This is a genomic window from Streptococcus sp. X13SY08, assembly GCF_001182825.2.
Lineage (GTDB): Bacteria > Bacillota > Bacilli > Lactobacillales > Streptococcaceae > Streptococcus.
In genome coordinates this window covers 560,847-578,403 of the sequence record NZ_LFYO02000002.1, presented here as the reverse complement: position 1 = coordinate 578,403, position 17,557 = coordinate 560,847, and the positions used below count along the sequence as shown (strand labels likewise).

At 34.6% G+C, this 17,557-nt stretch carries 16 protein-coding genes; all 16 read left to right on the top strand.

All coding sequences use genetic code 11. The features are described 5' to 3' along the window. The first annotated feature begins 54 nt into the window (after nt 1-54). The 16 genes from AEX56_RS03540 to AEX56_RS03465 all read left to right on the top strand — a co-directional run bounded on the left by AEX56_RS03540 (nt 55) and on the right by AEX56_RS03465 (nt 17,531). The gene (locus AEX56_RS03540; protein WP_443031015.1) at nt 55-1,857 is read left to right on the top strand and encodes a polysaccharide biosynthesis protein; all 1,803 of its coding nucleotides are present in this window, start codon (nt 55-57) and stop codon (nt 1,855-1,857) included. Between the two features lie 2 nt (nt 1,858-1,859). Further along, nucleotides 1,860-2,465: a sugar transferase gene (locus AEX56_RS03535; RefSeq protein WP_049617912.1), complete on the top strand. Its 606-nt coding sequence runs from the start codon at nt 1,860-1,862 to the stop codon at nt 2,463-2,465. After that, complete coding sequence (locus AEX56_RS03530) at nt 2,462-3,307, top strand: NAD-dependent epimerase/dehydratase family protein (protein ID WP_049617911.1); 846 nt, start codon at nt 2,462-2,464, stop codon at nt 3,305-3,307. The genes AEX56_RS03535 and AEX56_RS03530 overlap by 4 nt, the downstream gene beginning before the upstream one ends. Before the next feature lie 10 nt (nt 3,308-3,317). Next, on the top strand, nt 3,318-4,463 hold the full coding sequence (locus AEX56_RS03525) for a glycosyltransferase (RefSeq protein WP_049617910.1): 1,146 nt from the start codon (nt 3,318-3,320) through the stop codon (nt 4,461-4,463). An 11-nt stretch (nt 4,464-4,474) separates the two neighbouring features. Further along, nucleotides 4,475-5,632 (top strand): hypothetical protein, encoded by a 1,158-nt coding sequence (locus AEX56_RS03520; RefSeq protein ID WP_049617909.1) that lies wholly within the window; start codon nt 4,475-4,477, stop codon nt 5,630-5,632. A 16-nt stretch (nt 5,633-5,648) separates the two neighbouring features. Then, the gene (locus tag AEX56_RS03515) at nt 5,649-6,638 is read left to right on the top strand and encodes a glycosyltransferase family 2 protein (RefSeq protein WP_049617908.1); all 990 of its coding nucleotides are present in this window, start codon (nt 5,649-5,651) and stop codon (nt 6,636-6,638) included. Nucleotides 6,639-6,737: 99 nt separating this feature from the next. Then, nucleotides 6,738-7,649, top strand: a complete 912-nt coding sequence (locus AEX56_RS03510) for a glycosyltransferase family 2 protein (protein ID WP_049617907.1) — start codon at nt 6,738-6,740, stop codon at nt 7,647-7,649. Nucleotides 7,650-7,779: 130 nt separating this feature from the next. Beyond that, nucleotides 7,780-8,700, top strand: coding sequence for a glycosyltransferase family 52 (locus tag AEX56_RS03505; RefSeq protein ID WP_049617906.1), 921 nt, complete (start codon nt 7,780-7,782; stop codon nt 8,698-8,700). Continuing rightward, complete coding sequence (locus tag AEX56_RS03500; protein WP_049617905.1) at nt 8,697-10,109, top strand: oligosaccharide flippase family protein; 1,413 nt, start codon at nt 8,697-8,699, stop codon at nt 10,107-10,109. Before AEX56_RS03505 ends, AEX56_RS03500 begins: the two co-directional genes overlap by 4 nt. Then, the gene (gene neuB / locus AEX56_RS03495; RefSeq protein ID WP_049617904.1) at nt 10,110-11,126 is read left to right on the top strand and encodes an N-acetylneuraminate synthase; all 1,017 of its coding nucleotides are present in this window, start codon (nt 10,110-10,112) and stop codon (nt 11,124-11,126) included. A gap of 51 nt (nt 11,127-11,177) precedes the next feature. Beyond that, the gene (gene neuC, locus AEX56_RS03490) at nt 11,178-12,332 is read left to right on the top strand and encodes a UDP-N-acetylglucosamine 2-epimerase (protein ID WP_049617903.1); all 1,155 of its coding nucleotides are present in this window, start codon (nt 11,178-11,180) and stop codon (nt 12,330-12,332) included. After that, nucleotides 12,329-12,958, top strand: coding sequence for an acetyltransferase (locus tag AEX56_RS03485; RefSeq protein ID WP_049617902.1), 630 nt, complete (start codon nt 12,329-12,331; stop codon nt 12,956-12,958). Before neuC ends, AEX56_RS03485 begins: the two co-directional genes overlap by 4 nt. A 10-nt stretch (nt 12,959-12,968) precedes the next feature. Further along, nucleotides 12,969-14,210 (top strand): cytidylyltransferase domain-containing protein, encoded by a 1,242-nt coding sequence (locus AEX56_RS03480; RefSeq protein ID WP_049617901.1) that lies wholly within the window; start codon nt 12,969-12,971, stop codon nt 14,208-14,210. Nucleotides 14,211-14,432: 222 nt separating this feature from the next. Further along, nucleotides 14,433-15,149, top strand: coding sequence for an orotidine-5'-phosphate decarboxylase (pyrF, locus tag AEX56_RS03475; RefSeq protein ID WP_049617900.1), 717 nt, complete (start codon nt 14,433-14,435; stop codon nt 15,147-15,149). Nucleotides 15,150-15,275: 126 nt separating this feature from the next. After that, a complete protein-coding gene (gene pyrE, locus AEX56_RS03470) occupies nt 15,276-15,905 on the top strand; it encodes an orotate phosphoribosyltransferase (RefSeq protein ID WP_049617899.1) in 630 nt (209 codons plus the stop codon). Between the two features lie 126 nt (nt 15,906-16,031). After that, the gene (locus AEX56_RS03465) at nt 16,032-17,531 is read left to right on the top strand and encodes a glycosyltransferase family 39 protein (RefSeq protein WP_131542045.1); all 1,500 of its coding nucleotides are present in this window, start codon (nt 16,032-16,034) and stop codon (nt 17,529-17,531) included. Nucleotides 17,532-17,557 lie beyond the last annotated feature (26 nt).

Below are 17,557 nucleotides of genomic sequence, written 5' to 3'. Positions count from 1 at the left end.
GCTACTTTAGTCAACGGTTGATGTTTATATTGGATTAAAGTAGTACAGGGGATGATGGGAATGAAACGAAGCCATAAAAAAATGATATTGATGTTGGTAGATAGTTTGATATTAACTATCTCCCTTCTAACGAGTGTGTATTTTATAAGAGGATTTGAATCAAATCTTAATTTACAGCGTTTTTTGATTTCTGTAACTGCCTTGCTCGTAACTTTTTTAGTCGTGGCCAATTTAACAAAGATTTATTCTATCATTGCTCATTTTACAGATGATAAAACCTCTTTTAAAATACTGGTGACAGTTTTTATTAGTTACTTAGCGACATTTTTGATTAATCGTCTCTTGTATGCTCAAGTGATTCGACGGTTACCTTTCTTAGGTTTTATTTTTGCAAGTATTTTGATTATTGGATCACGTTTTATATGGCGATTAATAGTAGAATATCGACCTGAAAAAAATCGACTACCAAATGCTAAAAAGACCTTAGTGGTTGGTGCAGGAGCTGGTGGAGAACTCTTCTTACGAACCGTTCAAAAGCACCGTTCAGATATTGTTGTCGTAGGTTTGATTGATTCAGATCCTAATAAAAAAGGGACCTATTTAGTTGGCAAACAAGTACTTGGAAATCGACGTGATATTCCGAAATTAGTAAAGGAATATGAGATAACCGAGGTTGTTATTGCTATTCCATCGCTACCGGGAGATGATCGAGAAGAAATCGTTGATATCTGTAACAGCATTCCCGTTTCAGTCTATAATATGCCGAGTATCGAAGATATGATACTTGGGAAGGCAACCAGTAAACAACTGAAGGAAATTGATACCGTTGATTTATTAGGTAGAGATGAAGTAAAGTTGGAACAAAGTTCGCTGGCTGACTATTTTTCTGGAAAAACGGTCCTAGTTACTGGAGCAGGTGGCTCAATTGGTTCAGAAATTTGTCGTCAGGTTTCTATCTTTAAACCTAAAAAATTACTACTTCTTGGACATGGAGAAAATTCTATTTACTTAATTCATCGAGAATTAGTTGGTCAGTATAAGGGAGAAATTGAAATTGTGCCGATTATTGCTGACATCCAAGATAGAAGTCTTATTTTCGATTTAATGTCTCGATATAAACCTGATGTAGTGTACCATGCCGCTGCACATAAACATGTTCCGCTGATGGAATATAATCCCAAAGAAGCTGTGAAGAATAATATTTTTGGCACAAAAAATGCAGCAGAAGCAGCAAAAGCAGCTGGCGTTGCAAAATTTGTAATGGTCTCTACAGATAAGGCTGTTAATCCACCAAATGTTATGGGAGCTACTAAGCGCGTAGCTGAAATGATTGTGACCGGCTTAAACGAGGTAGGGAAAACACAATTTGCGGCGGTACGGTTTGGCAATGTACTGGGAAGTCGTGGGAGCGTGGTTCCTGTTTTCAAAGAACAGGTTGCAAAAGGTGGACCGGTGACGGTAACTGATTTTAGAATGACCCGTTATTTTATGACCATCCCTGAAGCCAGTCGTTTGGTGATTCAAGCAGGTCACTTGGCAAAAGGTGGCGAAATTTTTGTCCTTGATATGGGAGAGCCAGTTAAAATTTTTGATTTAGCTAAGAAGGTCATTAAACTTAGTGGCTACAGTGAAAATGAAATTGAAGTTGTTGAATCAGGAATTCGTCCAGGTGAAAAATTGTACGAAGAATTATTGTCGACAAAAGAACGTGTCAGCGAACAAATTTATGAAAAAATTTTTGTTGGAAAGGTTACCACTAAATCGAACGAAGAGGTGGCAGAATTTATCTCACAACTTCCAGATTTAAACGAAAGAAATCTAAAATCACATTTGATTTCGTTTGCGAAACAGGAGTAGAAATGTATCCAGTATTGAAAAGGATTTTGGCAATTATTATTTCAAGTTGTGCGATTGTTCTTTTAAGTCCAATCTTATTGTTGGTAGCTATAGCTATAAAATTAGACTCTAAAGGACCCGTTCTATTTAAACAAAAGCGCGTAGGAAAAAATAAATCACATTTTATGATTTATAAATTTAGAAGTATGTATATAGATGCACCATCTGATATGCCTACACACATGTTGAAAGATCCAACAGTAATGATTACTAAGGTTGGGGCATTTTTGAGAAAAACCAGCTTGGATGAGTTGCCTCAATTGTTCAACATTTTTAAAGGAGAAATGGCCATAATTGGACCAAGACCTGCTCTTTGGAATCAATTTGATTTGATTGAAGAACGAGAACATTATGGCGCCAATGATATAAGACCTGGATTGACTGGTTGGGCGCAAATTAATGGACGGGATGAACTTGAGATTGAAGAGAAGTCTAAATTAGATGGTTACTATGTTCAAAATATGAATTTTATTTTAGATTTAAAATGTTTCTTCGCAACCTTTATAGGTGTTTTTAGAAGTGAAGGTGTTGTTGAAGGTGGAACAGGAACTAAGGAAGGAGAACAATGAAAAAAGTACTTATTACTGGGGCTAATTCATATATTGGAGGAAGTTTAATTACTTATTTAGGCAACCAACCTGAATATATTTTTGAAGAATTAGATGTTCGAACAGATAGTTGGAAAACATTCGATTTTTCAAGATATGATGTTATTTTCCATGTTGCAGCGATTGTACATAAAAACGAAAAAAGCGTTAATCCAACTTTGTATGATAAGGTTAATAAGGAACTTCCCATTGAATTGGCAACAATAGCTAAAAAATCTGGTGTTGGTCAATTTATTTTTCTAAGCAGTATGAGTGTCTACGGGAATAAAGAAGCTGTAATTACTCAACAGACCCCTGAAAATCCATCTACTTTTTATGGAAAAAGCAAACTTGCTGCCGAAAATGGATTAAAGGAGCTAGATGATAATAGTTTTAAAGTGTTGATAATTCGACCTCCAATGGTATATGGACCAAAAGCTACTGGGAACTATACTCGATTATCAAAGTTAGCTCAATTTACATCTATTTTTCCTAAGTTTGAAAATCAACGTAGTATGATTTTCATTGATAATTTATCTGAATTCATAAAACAAGGAATAGATAGAGAAGTATCTGGTCTCTTTTTTCCGCAAAATAGTGAATTTGTTAATACAAGTCAGTTGGTAAAAATGATTCGGGAAGTCAATGGCAAAAAGACTTTATTAGTTTCTCTATTAAATCCAATTGTTGGAGCACTCATGAGTGTGAACCAAATCAATAAAATGTTTGGAAGTCTCGTGTATGATAAAACAATAAGCCAATATGATTTTAAATATCAAATCCGAAGTTTTGAAGAGTCTATAAAATTAACAGAAGTAGTATAGGAGAGGGATATTGGAAGAGAAGTACGCTTTGATTGTGGCCAGCGTTGCATCCATGATTGAGCAGTTTAATATGCATAATATTCGACTTTTGCAAGAGCAAGGTTATACAGTTCATGTTGCGGCAAACTTTGAAAAAGGTAACACCATTTCTAATGAACGAATGGTACAATTAAGGAAAGAATTAGCTGCTCAAAATGTGCAGTTCTTTCAAATTGATTTCAGCAGAAATGCATTTGATATTAGAGGGCATGCGAAAGCCTATTCTCAGTTAAAAAAGATTAGTAAACTCTACGATTACTCTATTATGCATTGTCATTCTCCGATTGGTGGAGTTGTTGCAAGACTTGTCTTCAGAAACACACCAACCAAGGTTATCTACACCGCGCATGGTTTTCATTTTTTTCAGGGCGGAAAGAAGTTGGAGTGGTTGTTATTTTATCCTGTAGAGTATATTTGTTCTTATTTTACAGATGTATTGATTACAATTAATAACGAAGATTATCAAGTAGCAAAAGGGAAATTTCATGCGAAGCAAGTCTATAAAATTAATGGTGTTGGTATTGAATTGGAGAAATTCATAAGTAATCGGGGTGACAAGGAAGAAATACGGAAACAGTACCATATAAAACAAGATGATTTTGTTTTATTCTCTATAGGAGAATTAAGTGATCGAAAAAACCATATTGTAATTTTAGAGGCTCTTAAAGAAATAGAGGATCCAACAATAAAATATTTTATTATTGGTCAGGGTAGAAATCAAGAGAAATTGGAACAATTTATATCAAAGAATCAATTAGACAAGAATGTATTTCTATTAGGTTACCAAAAAAGAGTTGATCAGATTTTACCAATGGCTGATTTATTTTGTTTTCCTTCAAAGCAAGAGGGTCTTCCTGTTGCTTTAATGGAAGCTATGGCAACAGGACTTCCTTGTTTCGTTAGTGATATTCGTGGAAATAACGAATTAATTGATGAGAATGGGGGGGTGTTACATTCTCCAATGGATATAGAAGAAGTACAAAATAAACTAAAAATTCTCAAAGAATCTAACCTAGAGGCTATGGCAATGTATAATTTGGAGAAAATTAAGGAATTTTCAATTACTGAGGTTGCAACGGATATGAATGAGATTTATAAAATATTTAATATGAAATAAGGAAGTTGGAAATGAAAGTTCGATTCATTGATTTTATGAAGGTTTTTTTTGCTCTTTTTCTCTTTTTAAAACCTTTCTATTTTTTTTCTAGTGGTACGTTACAAATAGGCGATATTTGTTTTCTACTTTCATTTTCTTTATATCTATATATGGTTAAGGATTCAAGAATGGAATTAGAAACAATAGATATACCACTTTTCCTTTTTGTGGCTAGTGTTATTTTAATAAATAGCATTTATTTTTTGATAAATACTAGTTCAGACTTTTTAGTATCCAGTATTTATTACATATATAACTTGTTTGTCATTATTGTATTTAGATTTTTAATGGAAGAAAAGTCTATTTATAACCTCTTAAATAGGGTTTTAAAGTTAAATCTATGGGTACAGCTAGTCGCCTTTGGAGTTGGATACGGATTTTATGCACCGGGACGTTTTATGGGGACATATAATGATCCTAACCAAATGGGATTTGGAATTGTAACAACATTTGCTTTGTTGCTGCTTCTAAATAAAGTATACAGGGTGAAGTACCTGTGGTTTTATTACTGTCTATCTTTTTATTTAGTACTGACTACAAACTCATCAGGAATGATTTTATCAATTCTTATTCTTCTGATTGCTTACTTATTGAATTTCTATGAAGCTTTAAATATTAAAGGAAATAGAATTTTATATTGGTTATCAGGAATAGTTGCTGTATTTAGTTTTACTTTGCTCGTTATTCTTAACTTTCAAGCAGTAAGTAGTGAGTTTTTTGAACTTTTTAGTCGAATACTTTATAAATTAGAAGGAAAAAGCTTGTTTAAAGCATATATTTCTGATAGAGAACTCTTTCCTCTCCTAAATGCTCCTGAAAAAATTTTGTACGGAGCGGGGGAGGGAATGTGGGCACGTTATGGACGTGGAAATGAAATGCATGCCACCTGGCTATCCTTGCTTTTTTGTTACGGCATTATTCCTTATAGTTTATTATGTACTTGGGTGTACAAAAATATTAGAAGAAGTTACTATTCAAGTTTTGTTGTCTATCTAGCATTTTTTCTAGAAGGATTGACTTTAGTAAATCATCGACAACCATCTTTTTGGATGTTGTTTGCTTTTGGAGCTATAGTAAGTTCAAAAAAAGCGAGTGAAAATAAAAATTTGAATGGTAATCATTTAGAATAATAGTAGGAGTGAAGATTTGGAAAAAATACAAAAAAAGCACAATCCCTTGATTAGTTTGATTATTCCTGTATATAATGGTGAACACTATCTCAAGCGCTGTCTAGATAGTGTCATTAGTCAAAGTTATAAAAATTTAGAAATCATTCTGGTAAATGATGGTTCGACAGATGCTAGTTTAGATATTTGTGAGCAATATTTACATCAAGATAATCGTATAAAAGTCATTACACAAAATAATCAAGGACAATCTGCAGCAAGGAATAAAGGATTAGATGTATGTTTGGGAGAGTTTATTTCTTTTTTGGATAGCGATGACTGGATAGGTGAAGACTATATTCAAAATCTTTATTCAATACTTGTGGAAGAAGGTGCTGAACTTGCCATTACTGGGTTGCAGATTGTTTTTGAAAATTCTGCATTTGTAGTTCAAAAAGAAACAGTGAGAAAAGTTTTGGTAAGGGATGAAGCGATAAAAGAGTGTTGTATGAACAATTATCAGTCAAGCGTCTGTGTAAAACTATATAAAAGAGAGATATGGGAAAATCTTCGCTTTCCAGTGGGAGAAATTTTCGAAGATTATCTGCTTTCGATAAAAGTTTTAGAGAAAGTAAATAAAGTAGTTCTAAGCAATTCATGTGATTACGCCTATTTTCAAAGAAATGATAGTACGATGAATAAAAAAATTGATAAAAGAATATTATTGATGTTTCAGCGATTTGATGAAGTTTTTGAAATACTTACAGGCATGACTGAAAAGTTTGAAGCTTATGCAAGATACAATATTTTATCACATAGTATTGGTTGGTTTAGAAGAACACATTCAGATATAGATTTACAAAAAAAATTTTTTAAGAAAATTGAAAATAACAGAGATTTATTTTTTGCTATTAAACAAAAAAAATATGGGAAGTTTTTTGTAGAGTTATTTTCATACCTAGGTTTTCCAGTATGTCGTTTTTTTAATAGATTATTAATGAGACATACAATTCGATTAAGAGAAAAATGAAAAATAGAGTAAAAGATATTAATTGTGAGTTTTCAAATAACTTTTTTAGAATATACTGTTTATCTGTAGATTAATTATTATAAAAGAGAGGTAAATTGTATGAAAGTATCTATAATCGTACCTGTTTATAGAGTAGAAAAATATTTAAAGAAGTGCATCGATAGTATATTGGAGCAAACCTATGAGAATTTGGAAATTATTTTAGTGAATGACGGTTCGCCAGATAGATGTGGTCAAATTTGTGATAATTATGCCACTTTAGATTCTCGTATAAAAGTTATCAATAAAGAGAATGGAGGGCTTAGTGATGCTAGGAATAAAGGTGTAGAGGTAGCAACAGGAGACTATATTAGTTTTGTAGATAGTGATGACTATATTGATAAAAACTATATTAGAACTATGGTTGATGCATTATTACGAACGAATGTGGAATTGATCTGTGTGACACATGAAAAGTTTTTTCATGAAGATGATAGTATGGTTAAAGTTCCCGAAATAGAATGTGAGTTAATGACAGCTTATGAGGCATTAAACGGAAAAAATTCTCGACACTTTATTACAGCTTGGGGGAAGCTTGTAAAAAGGAGTATTGTAGAAAAATATCCATTCCCAATAGGGAAATTACATGAAGATGAATTTGTCACATACAAGTATATTTTAGAGACCTATAATCGAAGTGTAGCATTTTTAAATATGCCGCTTTATTATTATCGACAACGTGAAGATAGTATTATTGGACACAGAAATAGTAATTTTTCAGTATCAAATCTGGATGCAATAGAAGCATATTTGGAAAAAATAGACTACATAAAAAAAATTGGTATAGATGAATCCTTTGTTGTAAGAGATTATTTAATAATTAGTAGTCGTTGTTTAAAAAATATGAAGAAATATCAAGTTAATTATGATATTAAAAAGTTAATCCAAATGCGAAATAGCTACTATAAACAATATTTTCTAAAATTCAATTTGATTGAGCATTTAAGAATTATAAAAGCTTACTTTTTATGAAATTTGTAAATTAAATATTTTCAATAAAAGATATTGGAAATTATATTACTGTAGTAAGGTGCTGTCATCTATTTAATCTCAAAAATGTGATAGTATTGAAGAAATATAGAGTTAAAAGATAGTAGGAGTTATGGAAAATACGGTTGAGAATGTCTATATCTGCCATACGGTATACCATTTATTAGTGACGCTCTGTAAGTTAGATTTATCACAAAAAAATAAGTTGATTTTATTTGATAAGATTCTTCAACGAGATGAACTAACGCAAAAAATACAGCAAATTGGATTTGAAGTTCACGGATATTCGGAATCGGATTTATGTTTTTGTGATTTTAAGAACAGTAAGGCAATAAAGTTATTTTTATTTAATGATTGGACGAATGTAGGGGCTTTTTTTAGAAAAAATAAAATTGAGTATCATCTGATCGAGGATGGATATAACTATTTTTCTATGAATGTTTACAAAAAAAAGACGAAGTTTCTTATTAGAGCTTACTACAAACTATTTAAAAAAGATGAACGTCCTTTAGGTTATTCGCGTTTTTGTAAGTCTATTGAGGTTAATTCTTTAGCGGTTATTCCGCGGGATAGTCGTTGGAAGAAATTTGTCAGTGTTTCAAGAACAGAACTTTTTGAGAAAATTCCATCAAAAAATCGTCAGTTAATATTTACATTATTTCATGTAGAGAAATTTCATATTAAAAGTCAATCAGTCTTGGTCTTGACACAACCACTAGCAGCTGATAGATGGTATAAGACAGTTACTGAAAATTTTCAAACTCTAAATGAACAGTTTGACTATTATCAAAAAATTATCGAAAAATATCGTACGTTAGGCTATACTGTATACCTGAAAGTGCATCCTAGAGATAAAGTAGACTACAGTTCGCTAGATGTTATATTGCTACCACAAAATATACCAATGGAACTTTTAGATATGGTATGTGACCAAAAATTTAGTATAGGAATTACTCATTCGTCAACTGCTCTTGATTTTTTAAATTGTGTAGAGGAAAGAATTACCTTATTTGATTTGAAAGGGATGAAATGAACATAAAAAAGCTCATGACCTCAGGTTTCTTGTATACACTGGGAAATATATTTGTACAGGCAATTGGATTTATCACTCTTCCTATTTACACTCGCATTATTTCTCAAGAGGTATTCGGAGAGTTTAGTTTATTCTCTTCCTACATGAGTATCTTTATGTTGGTGATTGGTTTGCAGGTTTCTGGTTCCTTAAGTGCAGCAAAAGTAAAATATGCGAATGAGTATGATCGTTATGCTGTCAGTGCCTTTCATTTTTCGAGCTTATTTGCTTTTAGTTTGGTCTTACTAATACTTTTATTTCGAAAATTATTGGGAGACGTATTCGGTTTTTCTGAACAAGTTATTGTTCTCTTAGCTGTCCAAACATTCAATGGATATTGTTCTGGTTTTTTGGGAGCATATTTTATCCAAAAACAAGAGAGCGTCGCTAATTTTTTGTTGTCCTTTGGTAGTGCAATTGTAAATACTATAATTTCTATAGGGTTGATTACAGTGATGACAGATGATTTCTTGGCACGCGTCTATGGAGGAATTATTCCAAGTAGCATCCTAATGTTAATCGCTATAGTTTATTTCCAAAAGAAAAGGGAATCCTTTTTTGATAAAGATTATCTTTCTTTCATTCTAATGATTTCTCTTCCTCTGATTTTTCACCAGCTTGGGCATTTGGTTCTCAATCAATTGGATCGAATTATGATTTGGAAAATGTTATCTGTTAAGGAAGTAGCCATCTATAGTTTTGGATATACAATGGGAATGATTATTCAGACAGTGTTAAATAGTATCAATATGGCTTGGATTCCTTGGTTTTTTGAAGCTAAGAAAAAAGAAAATGAACAACTACGCTGCTATGTTTTGCGCTACTTAGCCTTTGGTTTGTTCTTAACCTTGGGATATTTGACAATTTTTCCTGATTTAACTTTGATTATGGGAGGAGAGAAGTACAGTCAGAGTATTGATTTTATAGCAATGATTATCATTAGTTATTTCTTTGTTTTTCTTTATACTTTCCCAGTTAATATTCAATTTTACCATGCGAATACTAAGATGATACCTATCGGTACTATTGCAGCAGGTATAGTTAATGCTATCCTGAACTATTTTTTTATTCCAAAGTTTGGAATCTATGGAGCTGCAGTAGCAACTGTATTATCCTACCTATGTTTACTGATTTTTCATCATCTAATCTCTAGGAAACGATATCAGTATGATGAAGTCACCGTTAAAATGTTTAGTATTTTATCAATAATTGCACTTGGTTATGCTTTGTTAATGAATCAATTTTCACATAGTTTGCCTGTGAGATGGACTTTTGGTGCGATGGTTGTCATCGGTTATATTATTTACTTTAATGAGGATATAAAGGTGCTTCATTCACTAGTTATTAAAAAGAAGAAGGAGGAGAAATAAATGGTTTATATTATTGCAGAAATTGGTTGTAATCACAATGGTGATCTAGAACTGGCTAAAAAAATGGTAGACGTAGCTATTGAATGTGGGGTCGATGCTGTTAAGTTTCAGACCTTTAAAGCAGAGAAGTTGATCTCAAAATTTGCTCCTAAAGCGGAGTATCAAAAGGCAACGACAGGGACTACTGACAGCCAGCTTGAGATGACAAAACGTTTGGAGTTGAGTTTCGATGAGTATTTAGAAATACGTGACTATGCACTAGCAAAAGGAGTGGATACTTTTTCAACACCTTTTGATGATGAATCTTTGGAATTTTTGATTTCAACAGATATGCCAGTTTACAAAATTCCATCAGGGGAAATTACAAACTTGCCTTATCTTGAAAAAATTGGGAAACAAAAGAGAAAAGTTATTCTTTCTACGGGAATGGCCACAATGGATGAAATTCATCAAGCAGTTAATATTCTTCGTCAAAATGGAACGGCGGATATCTCTATTTTGCACTGTACCACTGAATACCCTACACCTTGCTCTTCTTTAAACTTGAATGTTATTCATACCCTTAAAAAGGAGTTTCCGGAGTTAGTGATTGGTTATTCAGACCATTCAATCGGCTCTGAAGTACCGGTTGCAGCAGCAGCTATGGGGGCTGAAGTGATTGAGAAGCACTTTACAATAGATACAGAAATGGAAGGACCAGACCACAAAGCGAGTGCAACACCAGAGATTTTGTCGGCGCTAGTAAAAGGTATTCGTATCATTGAACAGTCTTTAGGAAGATTTGAGAAGATACCTGATCCAGTTGAACAAAAAAATAAGATTGTAGCTCGGAAGTCAGTTGTTGCTATAAGAAGGATTAAAGAAGGTGAAGTATTTACAGAAGAAAATATCACTGTTAAACGTCCAGGTAACGGTATTTCACCGATGTTTTGGTATGACCTTCTAGGCAAAGAAGCACAGGAAGATTTTGAAGAAGATGAAGTTATTCGTGATTCCCGATTTGAAAATCAGCTTTAGGATCCTATTTGTACTATCAACTTAACAGAATGGATATGTAGGTGAATGAATATGAAAAAAATATGTCTAGTCACAGGCTCACGTGCGGAGTATGGTATTATGAAGCCTTTGATTCAAAAATTGTCTGATGATACGGATGTTACCTTAGATATCATCGCGACGGCTATGCATCTAGAGGAAAAATATGGAAATACTTATCGTCAAATTGAACAAGATGGTTTTCCTATTGCTTATAAGATTCCTTTGCATCTGATTGATACTCAAAAAGCAACTATTTCAAAGAGTATGGCCAAATTACAGTTAGCTTTGACAGACATTTTTCAAGAAAAACAATATGATTTAGTGGTCATTTTAGGTGATCGTTATGAGATGTTACCGGTTGTAAATGTTGCTCTAATTTATAATATTCCAGTTTGTCATCTGCATGGCGGCGAAACATCGCTTGGAAATTTTGATGAATATATTCGTCATGCTATTACGAAAATGAGCCATTTGCATCTTGTGGCTGCTGAAAAGTTTCGCAATCGAGTGATCCAAATGGGAGAGCAACCTCAATATGTTATCAATACAGGTTCATTAGGTGTAGAAAATGCTCTATCTATTCCTTCTTTATCTAAAAATCTATTAGAGGAACAGCTTGGCATTCGACTCGAAGAATCTTACCTCGTTGTTCTTTACCACCCTGTAACTTTTGAAGAAGGATTGTCTATCGGAGAACAAATGTCCCTTGTGTTAGATGCTTTGGATCGTTGCGGAAAGCAGTGTATCTTCATCGGATCAAACTCAGACACAGGCTCTGATGAGATTGGAAAGGCTATAGAGGATTATCTGAGTGAACATGAAAATAGCCATTGTTTTGCTTCCCTTTCAACACAACAGTATCACTCGTTGATTCGCCATTCAATGGGGCTCGTAGGAAATTCTTCTTCAGGTTTAATTGAAGTCCCATCTTTGAATAAGGCAACTTTGAATATTGGTGACAGGCAAAAAGGGCGTTTGAGTGGAAAAAGTGTTTTAAATGTTCCAGTAGATAGTGATAAAATTTATAATGGGATTCAATCATTGGCTCATCAATGTGATTTTACAAATCCTTACTTCCAACCTAACGCATCTAGCCGTGCATTTATGGCTATCAAAGATTATTTAGCAGAAGAATCATCCATTTCACAGGCGTTTTATGATTTAGAAGAGGAGCAGGCTGAATGAAGAAAAAGTTAGCATTTTTAGGGGCTGGTAGCCATGCAGATGCGATTATTCCTGTTGTTGATCAGTTAACCTATGAATTTATTGGCTTTTTTGATGATAAAAATATTTCTGAGCACGATGGTTATCCCGTTTTGGGAAAGATGTATGATGTATTGAAGTTTTTAGATAGTGGCACAATTGATGCTGTGTTTATTACGATTGGCGATAATGCTAAAAGACGTGAATTGTTCGACTACGTTGCCAAAGATTATTATGAATCCATCATCAATATTATTAGTCCAAATGCCTTAGTCTTGACTCCTGAAAGTATTTGTGGTAGAGGAATCTTTATAGGTTTTGGCGCATTTGTTGGTTCGAAAGTGCAGTTGTTTGATAATAACGTTTTGAATACAGGTGCATTAATAGAGCACCATACGATTGTGGGACCGCACTGTAATATCGCTCCTAATGCGACGATTAATGGCCTTTGTAAAATTGAAGAACAAGTATATGTTGGTAGCGCTAGCGTCATCATCCAGACATTGAAAATTGCATCAAAAACCACAATAGGTGCTGGTACGGTTGTTGTTAAGGACATTGTAGAAAGTGGAACTTATGTTGGGGTCCCATCAAAAAAAATAAAGTAGAGATTTAATTATGAAACCAATTTGTATTATTCCTGCACGTTCTGGTTCAAAAGGATTACCTGATAAGAACATGCTCTTCTTAGCTGGAAAGCCAATGATTTTCCATACAATTGATGCAGCGATTGAGACCGGCTTATTTGAAAAAGAAGATATTTTTGTAAGTACTGATTCTGAACTCTATCAAGATATCTGCTTGGAACGTGGTATTTCAGTCGTGATGAGAAAGCCTGAATTATCGACAGATACGGCGACTTCATTTGATGTGATGGAAGATTTTTTGATGGATTATGAAGAGGATCAAGTATTTGTCATGTTGCAAGCAACGTCACCTTTAAGAAAAGCTTGGCATATCAAAGAAGCAGTTGACCATTATGATACTCATAATGTCGATAATGTTGTTAGTTTTTCTGAAGTTGAAAAACATCCGCGCCTGTTCTCAACGTTATCAGAAGATGGCTTTGCTCAAGATATGGTTGGAGTTGATAAGAACTACCGGAGACAGGATTTACAAACTCTCTATTATCCAAATGGGGCAATTTATATTTCCAATAAGCAAAGCTATTTGGCAAACAAAAGTTTCTTTACACCAAAAACTTATGCTTACAAGATGGCAAAAAAATTTTCTGTAGATGTGGATACTCGAGATGATTTTATTCAGGTTATTGGTCACGTTTTTTTTGACTATGACCGTAGAGAAAAAGAAAACAAAAAAATCTATCGTAAAGGTTTTAAAAACTTATTTGACTCTCAAGCAACATGCTTGATTTTAGGCGACTCTAGATGTGTAAACATAGACATAGATAAATATGTAAATTATTCTCAAGGCGGATTAACGTTAGCGACTTTGCTGGAAAATCTTGATATCATTTTATCGGATGAGGTTAGGGAAGTTTTCTTATCTGTTGGCGTGAATGATTTAATTACAAATTATCCTACTGATGTGATTTGTGAACATTTTAAAAGGTTTTATACACTGTTAGAGTTGAAAAAAATTAAACTTCGTATGACAACGATTGGTTATACTCTTTTCAGAGAAACTGTAAAAAATAGTGATATAAAACAAATTAATAATTGGCTTGAATATTTTTGCAGGGACAAGATGATTGATTTGCTGGATATCAACGAATATATTGCAAAAGATGGTAGGTTGGATTATCACAAGACCACAGATGGACTACATTTTAACAAATCCACTGAAAGTGATTTAAAGGAAAAAATTCAGGAATTTTTAACGAGTGATTCAGCGTATTAGACAGAACTTTAATGTATTCTAGAAAACGAGGGAACAGATCGATTATCAATAGTGAGCAATGAATCAATGTCCTACTTTCTTTAGACTACTTATCCTAGAAAGACAGTTACTTTGTCATCCGTTCATTCATTGTACTCTATATTCTTTTATAGAATTAGAATATCTGTTGAGGGAATTACATGACCTTATTTGGAGAATGGATGTAGGAGAAATGGAGGTTTTATGATAGAGAAACGACCGATTATTGCCCTTGATTTTGCTTCTTTTGATGCGGTAAAATCCTTTCTAGCTCTCTTTCCTGAGGATGAAAAGCTCTATGTCAAGATTGGTATGGAACTCTTTTATGCTTGTGGCCCAGAGATTGTTACTTATGTGAAATCACTGGGGCATAGTATTTTCCTTGACTTGAAGCTGCATGATATTCCTCATACGGTTAAATTTGCTATGAGAGTTTTGGCAGATTTAGGGGTCAATATGACCAATGTGCATGCGGCGGGTGGCGTAGAAATGATGAAGGCTGCGCGGGAAGGTTTTGGTCCGACGGGAATTCTGATTGCGGTGACACAGTTGACATCAACTTCAGAAGCGCAGATGAAGTCCTTCCAAAATATCCAGACCAGATTGACCGATTCTGTTTGCCACTATGCGCAGATGACGGCGGAAGCTGGGCTAGATGGAGTGGTTTGCTCTGCTCACGAAGTGGAGCACATCAAGTCCATCACCTCGGGAAACTTTATCTGTCTGACACCTGGTATTCGACCAAATGGCTCTGCTATTGGTGACCAAAAACGTGTCATGACGCCGAGCGAGGCGCGTGCGATTGGAAGTGATTTTATTGTCGTTGGGCGTCCGATTACGCAGGCGATTGATCCTGTAGCAGCCTATCATGAGATTTACGAGGAGTGGAATAGTTCATTCGCACTCCATCAGACTATTTGAAACAATACGAAAGGAATGGAATCCGAATGGGAAACTTAGAATCCAACTGAATCGACGTGTGTGCTAGTACGCAGCAGTCGCTTTCTCAGATTCTATCACTTTTTCGGAGTTCTAGGTATCAATATTATGACACTTGCTACAAAAATCGCATCAGATTTATTAGACATCAAGGCGGTTTACTTGCAACCTGACAAGCCCTTTACATGGGCTTCTGGTATCCAGTCACCAATTTACACTGATAATCGCATTACCTTGTCTTATCCTGAAACACGGACTTTGATTGAAAATGGCTTTGTGGAAACAATCAGAGAATATTTTCCAGATGTTGAAGTGATTGCAGGAACAGCAACAGCGGGCATTCCACATGGTGCTATCATTGCTGATAAGATGAATTTACCATTTTCATATATTCGATCTAAACCCAAAGACCACGGTGCAGGTAACCAGATTGAAGGACGCGTCATAAAGCACCAGAAAATGGTGATTATTGAGGATTTGATTTCGACTGGTGGCTCTGTTTTAGATGCTGTCAAAGCTGCACAAGCCGCTGATATTGAGGTTTTAGGTGTTGTGGCGATTTTCACCTATGAATTACCTACAGCTCAAGAAAACTTTGAAAAAAAGGGTGTCAAATTAGTGACTTTGTCCAATTATAGCGAGCTAATCAAAGTTGCAAAAGTTCAAGGTTACATTGACGTGGGTGGTTTAATTTTACTCAAAAAATTTAAGGAAGACCCAGAAAATTGGCAACATTGAGAAAGGTGGGAAGACCCGCTTTTTTGTGATTGTGTTATAATGGGAACGTTAAAATTTAAAAGGAAAAGTGGGTAGGGCATATTGAAGGCGATTGAGACAATTTTTTTCGGACTATTAGGTGGTGTCATGTTGGTTGTCACTCTCTTTTGGCTCTGGTCTAGTTTATCTTGGTTTAATATATTAGAACTCAACATTCGTCTACCCATTTTACTTAGTCTTGCTTTGGTAGCATTTCTTTTTCATAAGCCAATTTCATGGTTTTTGCAAAAGGTATACAGTTGGATATGCCATCATAAAATATGGGTTATCGTCCTAGCCATTCTCTTTCAGATTTCCCTACTTTTGTCGGCCAACATGATGATTCGCTCTGATGCGGCAGTTGTTTACCTTGGAGCAGCCAAGCTGATGCCGCCAGATTTAATTGCCCGCTATCTGACGCGAAATCCCAATAATATTGCACTTTTTCTCTACGAACGATCTCTTTTCAATTGGTTTGATTCCCAAAGCGCTTTATGGATTTTGCAGTTTTTGAATATTCTTTATGTCCATGTATCAGGTTATCTTTTCTATCGAACGGCTCGAGATTTTTATGGGCAATCGCTTGGAGATAAGGTTTTTCTGTTTTACCTTGTGCTGATTGGTCTGACTCCCAAATTTATGGCGATGTATTCGGATATTCTGGTTCTGCCTTTGTTAGGTATTCAGCTCTATTTGATTCTCTATTTTGTCAAACATTTGGAGAGTCAGCTCATGATCTGGTGGCAGGTGGTCCTTTTGGGCATCATTACTGCTTTGGGAATTGCTTTACGTCCGACGGCAGCAATTCTTGTCATTGCATTTTTTATCATTTTATTTTTCAAGAAGCAATGGAAAAAGATGGCCATTTTCTTTCTTTTCTTTACCCTTTCCTTTTCAGGGACATATGGGCTCATTCAATTGTCTATTAGCAATCAAAAAGAAGTTGTCTTACTTGATGGTAAAGGCTTGTCTAAAAATCTGTTGACCTTTGTCAATCTTGGTCTCACCTTTACAGGGACTGACCAAAAGGATATGAAAAAGGGGTTGGAGAGCTATTTGCCTAAGGAAGAACGTAGTAACTACAACAATGGGCTATTCAATAACGAGCATCAGCTGGCTGAAATTAAGCGACGCTTGCATGAATACACCCCTGTGACTTTTTGGCAGCATATCTTGGAAAAGCAGTATCGTACGACTGCTCAGGGAAATCTCAATTGGATTTACAAGGACGCTAAGCGTGAGAAGACAGCTTATGTGAGTCCTTTAGCCCAATATACAAAAGGGAATCCTCTTGCTAAGTTTTTCCGTGACTATTTCATCTATACGGACCAAGAAAACTTTAAATACTATGATTTCTTTATCCAGTTGATTTGGGTCTTGTTCGTATTAGGAGTTGTTTTCTTTTATATAAAAATAGCAGAGCGTTCTATGGAGCGAGTTCTCTCTCTAGCTCTATTTGGTGGTTTACTTTTTCTTCAGATTTTTGAAGGTGGCAAATCACGTTACCTGATTCAATTCTTACCTCAGATGTTATTGATTGCTGCCATAGGGTGGGAAAATATCTTAGTCTGTAAAAGAAAATTAGGTAGAAACCGAATAAACCATTGAAGGAAACTGCTGGCTTTTGAAAAGTC

Bases quoted from the DNA above. Each gene is read 5' to 3' on its own strand.
- AEX56_RS03480 (WP_049617901.1), top strand. From the start codon at position 12,969: ATGAAACCAATTTGTATTATTCCTGCACGTTCTGGTTCAAAAGGATTA.
- AEX56_RS03540 (WP_443031015.1), top strand. From the start codon at position 55: ATGGGAATGAAACGAAGCCATAAAAAAATGATATTGATGTTGGTAGAT.
- AEX56_RS03520 (WP_049617909.1), top strand. From the start codon at position 4,475: ATGAAAGTTCGATTCATTGATTTTATGAAGGTTTTTTTTGCTCTTTTT.
- AEX56_RS03500 (WP_049617905.1), top strand. From the start codon at position 8,697: ATGAACATAAAAAAGCTCATGACCTCAGGTTTCTTGTATACACTGGGA.
- pyrE (WP_049617899.1), top strand. From the start codon at position 15,276: ATGACACTTGCTACAAAAATCGCATCAGATTTATTAGACATCAAGGCG.
- AEX56_RS03510 (WP_049617907.1), top strand. From the start codon at position 6,738: ATGAAAGTATCTATAATCGTACCTGTTTATAGAGTAGAAAAATATTTA.
- AEX56_RS03505 (WP_049617906.1), top strand. From the start codon at position 7,780: ATGGAAAATACGGTTGAGAATGTCTATATCTGCCATACGGTATACCAT.
- AEX56_RS03535 (WP_049617912.1), top strand. From the start codon at position 1,860: ATGTATCCAGTATTGAAAAGGATTTTGGCAATTATTATTTCAAGTTGT.
- AEX56_RS03485 (WP_049617902.1), top strand. From the start codon at position 12,329: ATGAAGAAAAAGTTAGCATTTTTAGGGGCTGGTAGCCATGCAGATGCG.
- AEX56_RS03465 (WP_131542045.1), top strand. From the start codon at position 16,032: ATGTTGGTTGTCACTCTCTTTTGGCTCTGGTCTAGTTTATCTTGGTTT.
- pyrF (WP_049617900.1), top strand. From the start codon at position 14,433: ATGATAGAGAAACGACCGATTATTGCCCTTGATTTTGCTTCTTTTGAT.
- AEX56_RS03530 (WP_049617911.1), top strand. From the start codon at position 2,462: ATGAAAAAAGTACTTATTACTGGGGCTAATTCATATATTGGAGGAAGT.
- neuB (WP_049617904.1), top strand. From the start codon at position 10,110: ATGGTTTATATTATTGCAGAAATTGGTTGTAATCACAATGGTGATCTA.
- neuC (WP_049617903.1), top strand. From the start codon at position 11,178: ATGAAAAAAATATGTCTAGTCACAGGCTCACGTGCGGAGTATGGTATT.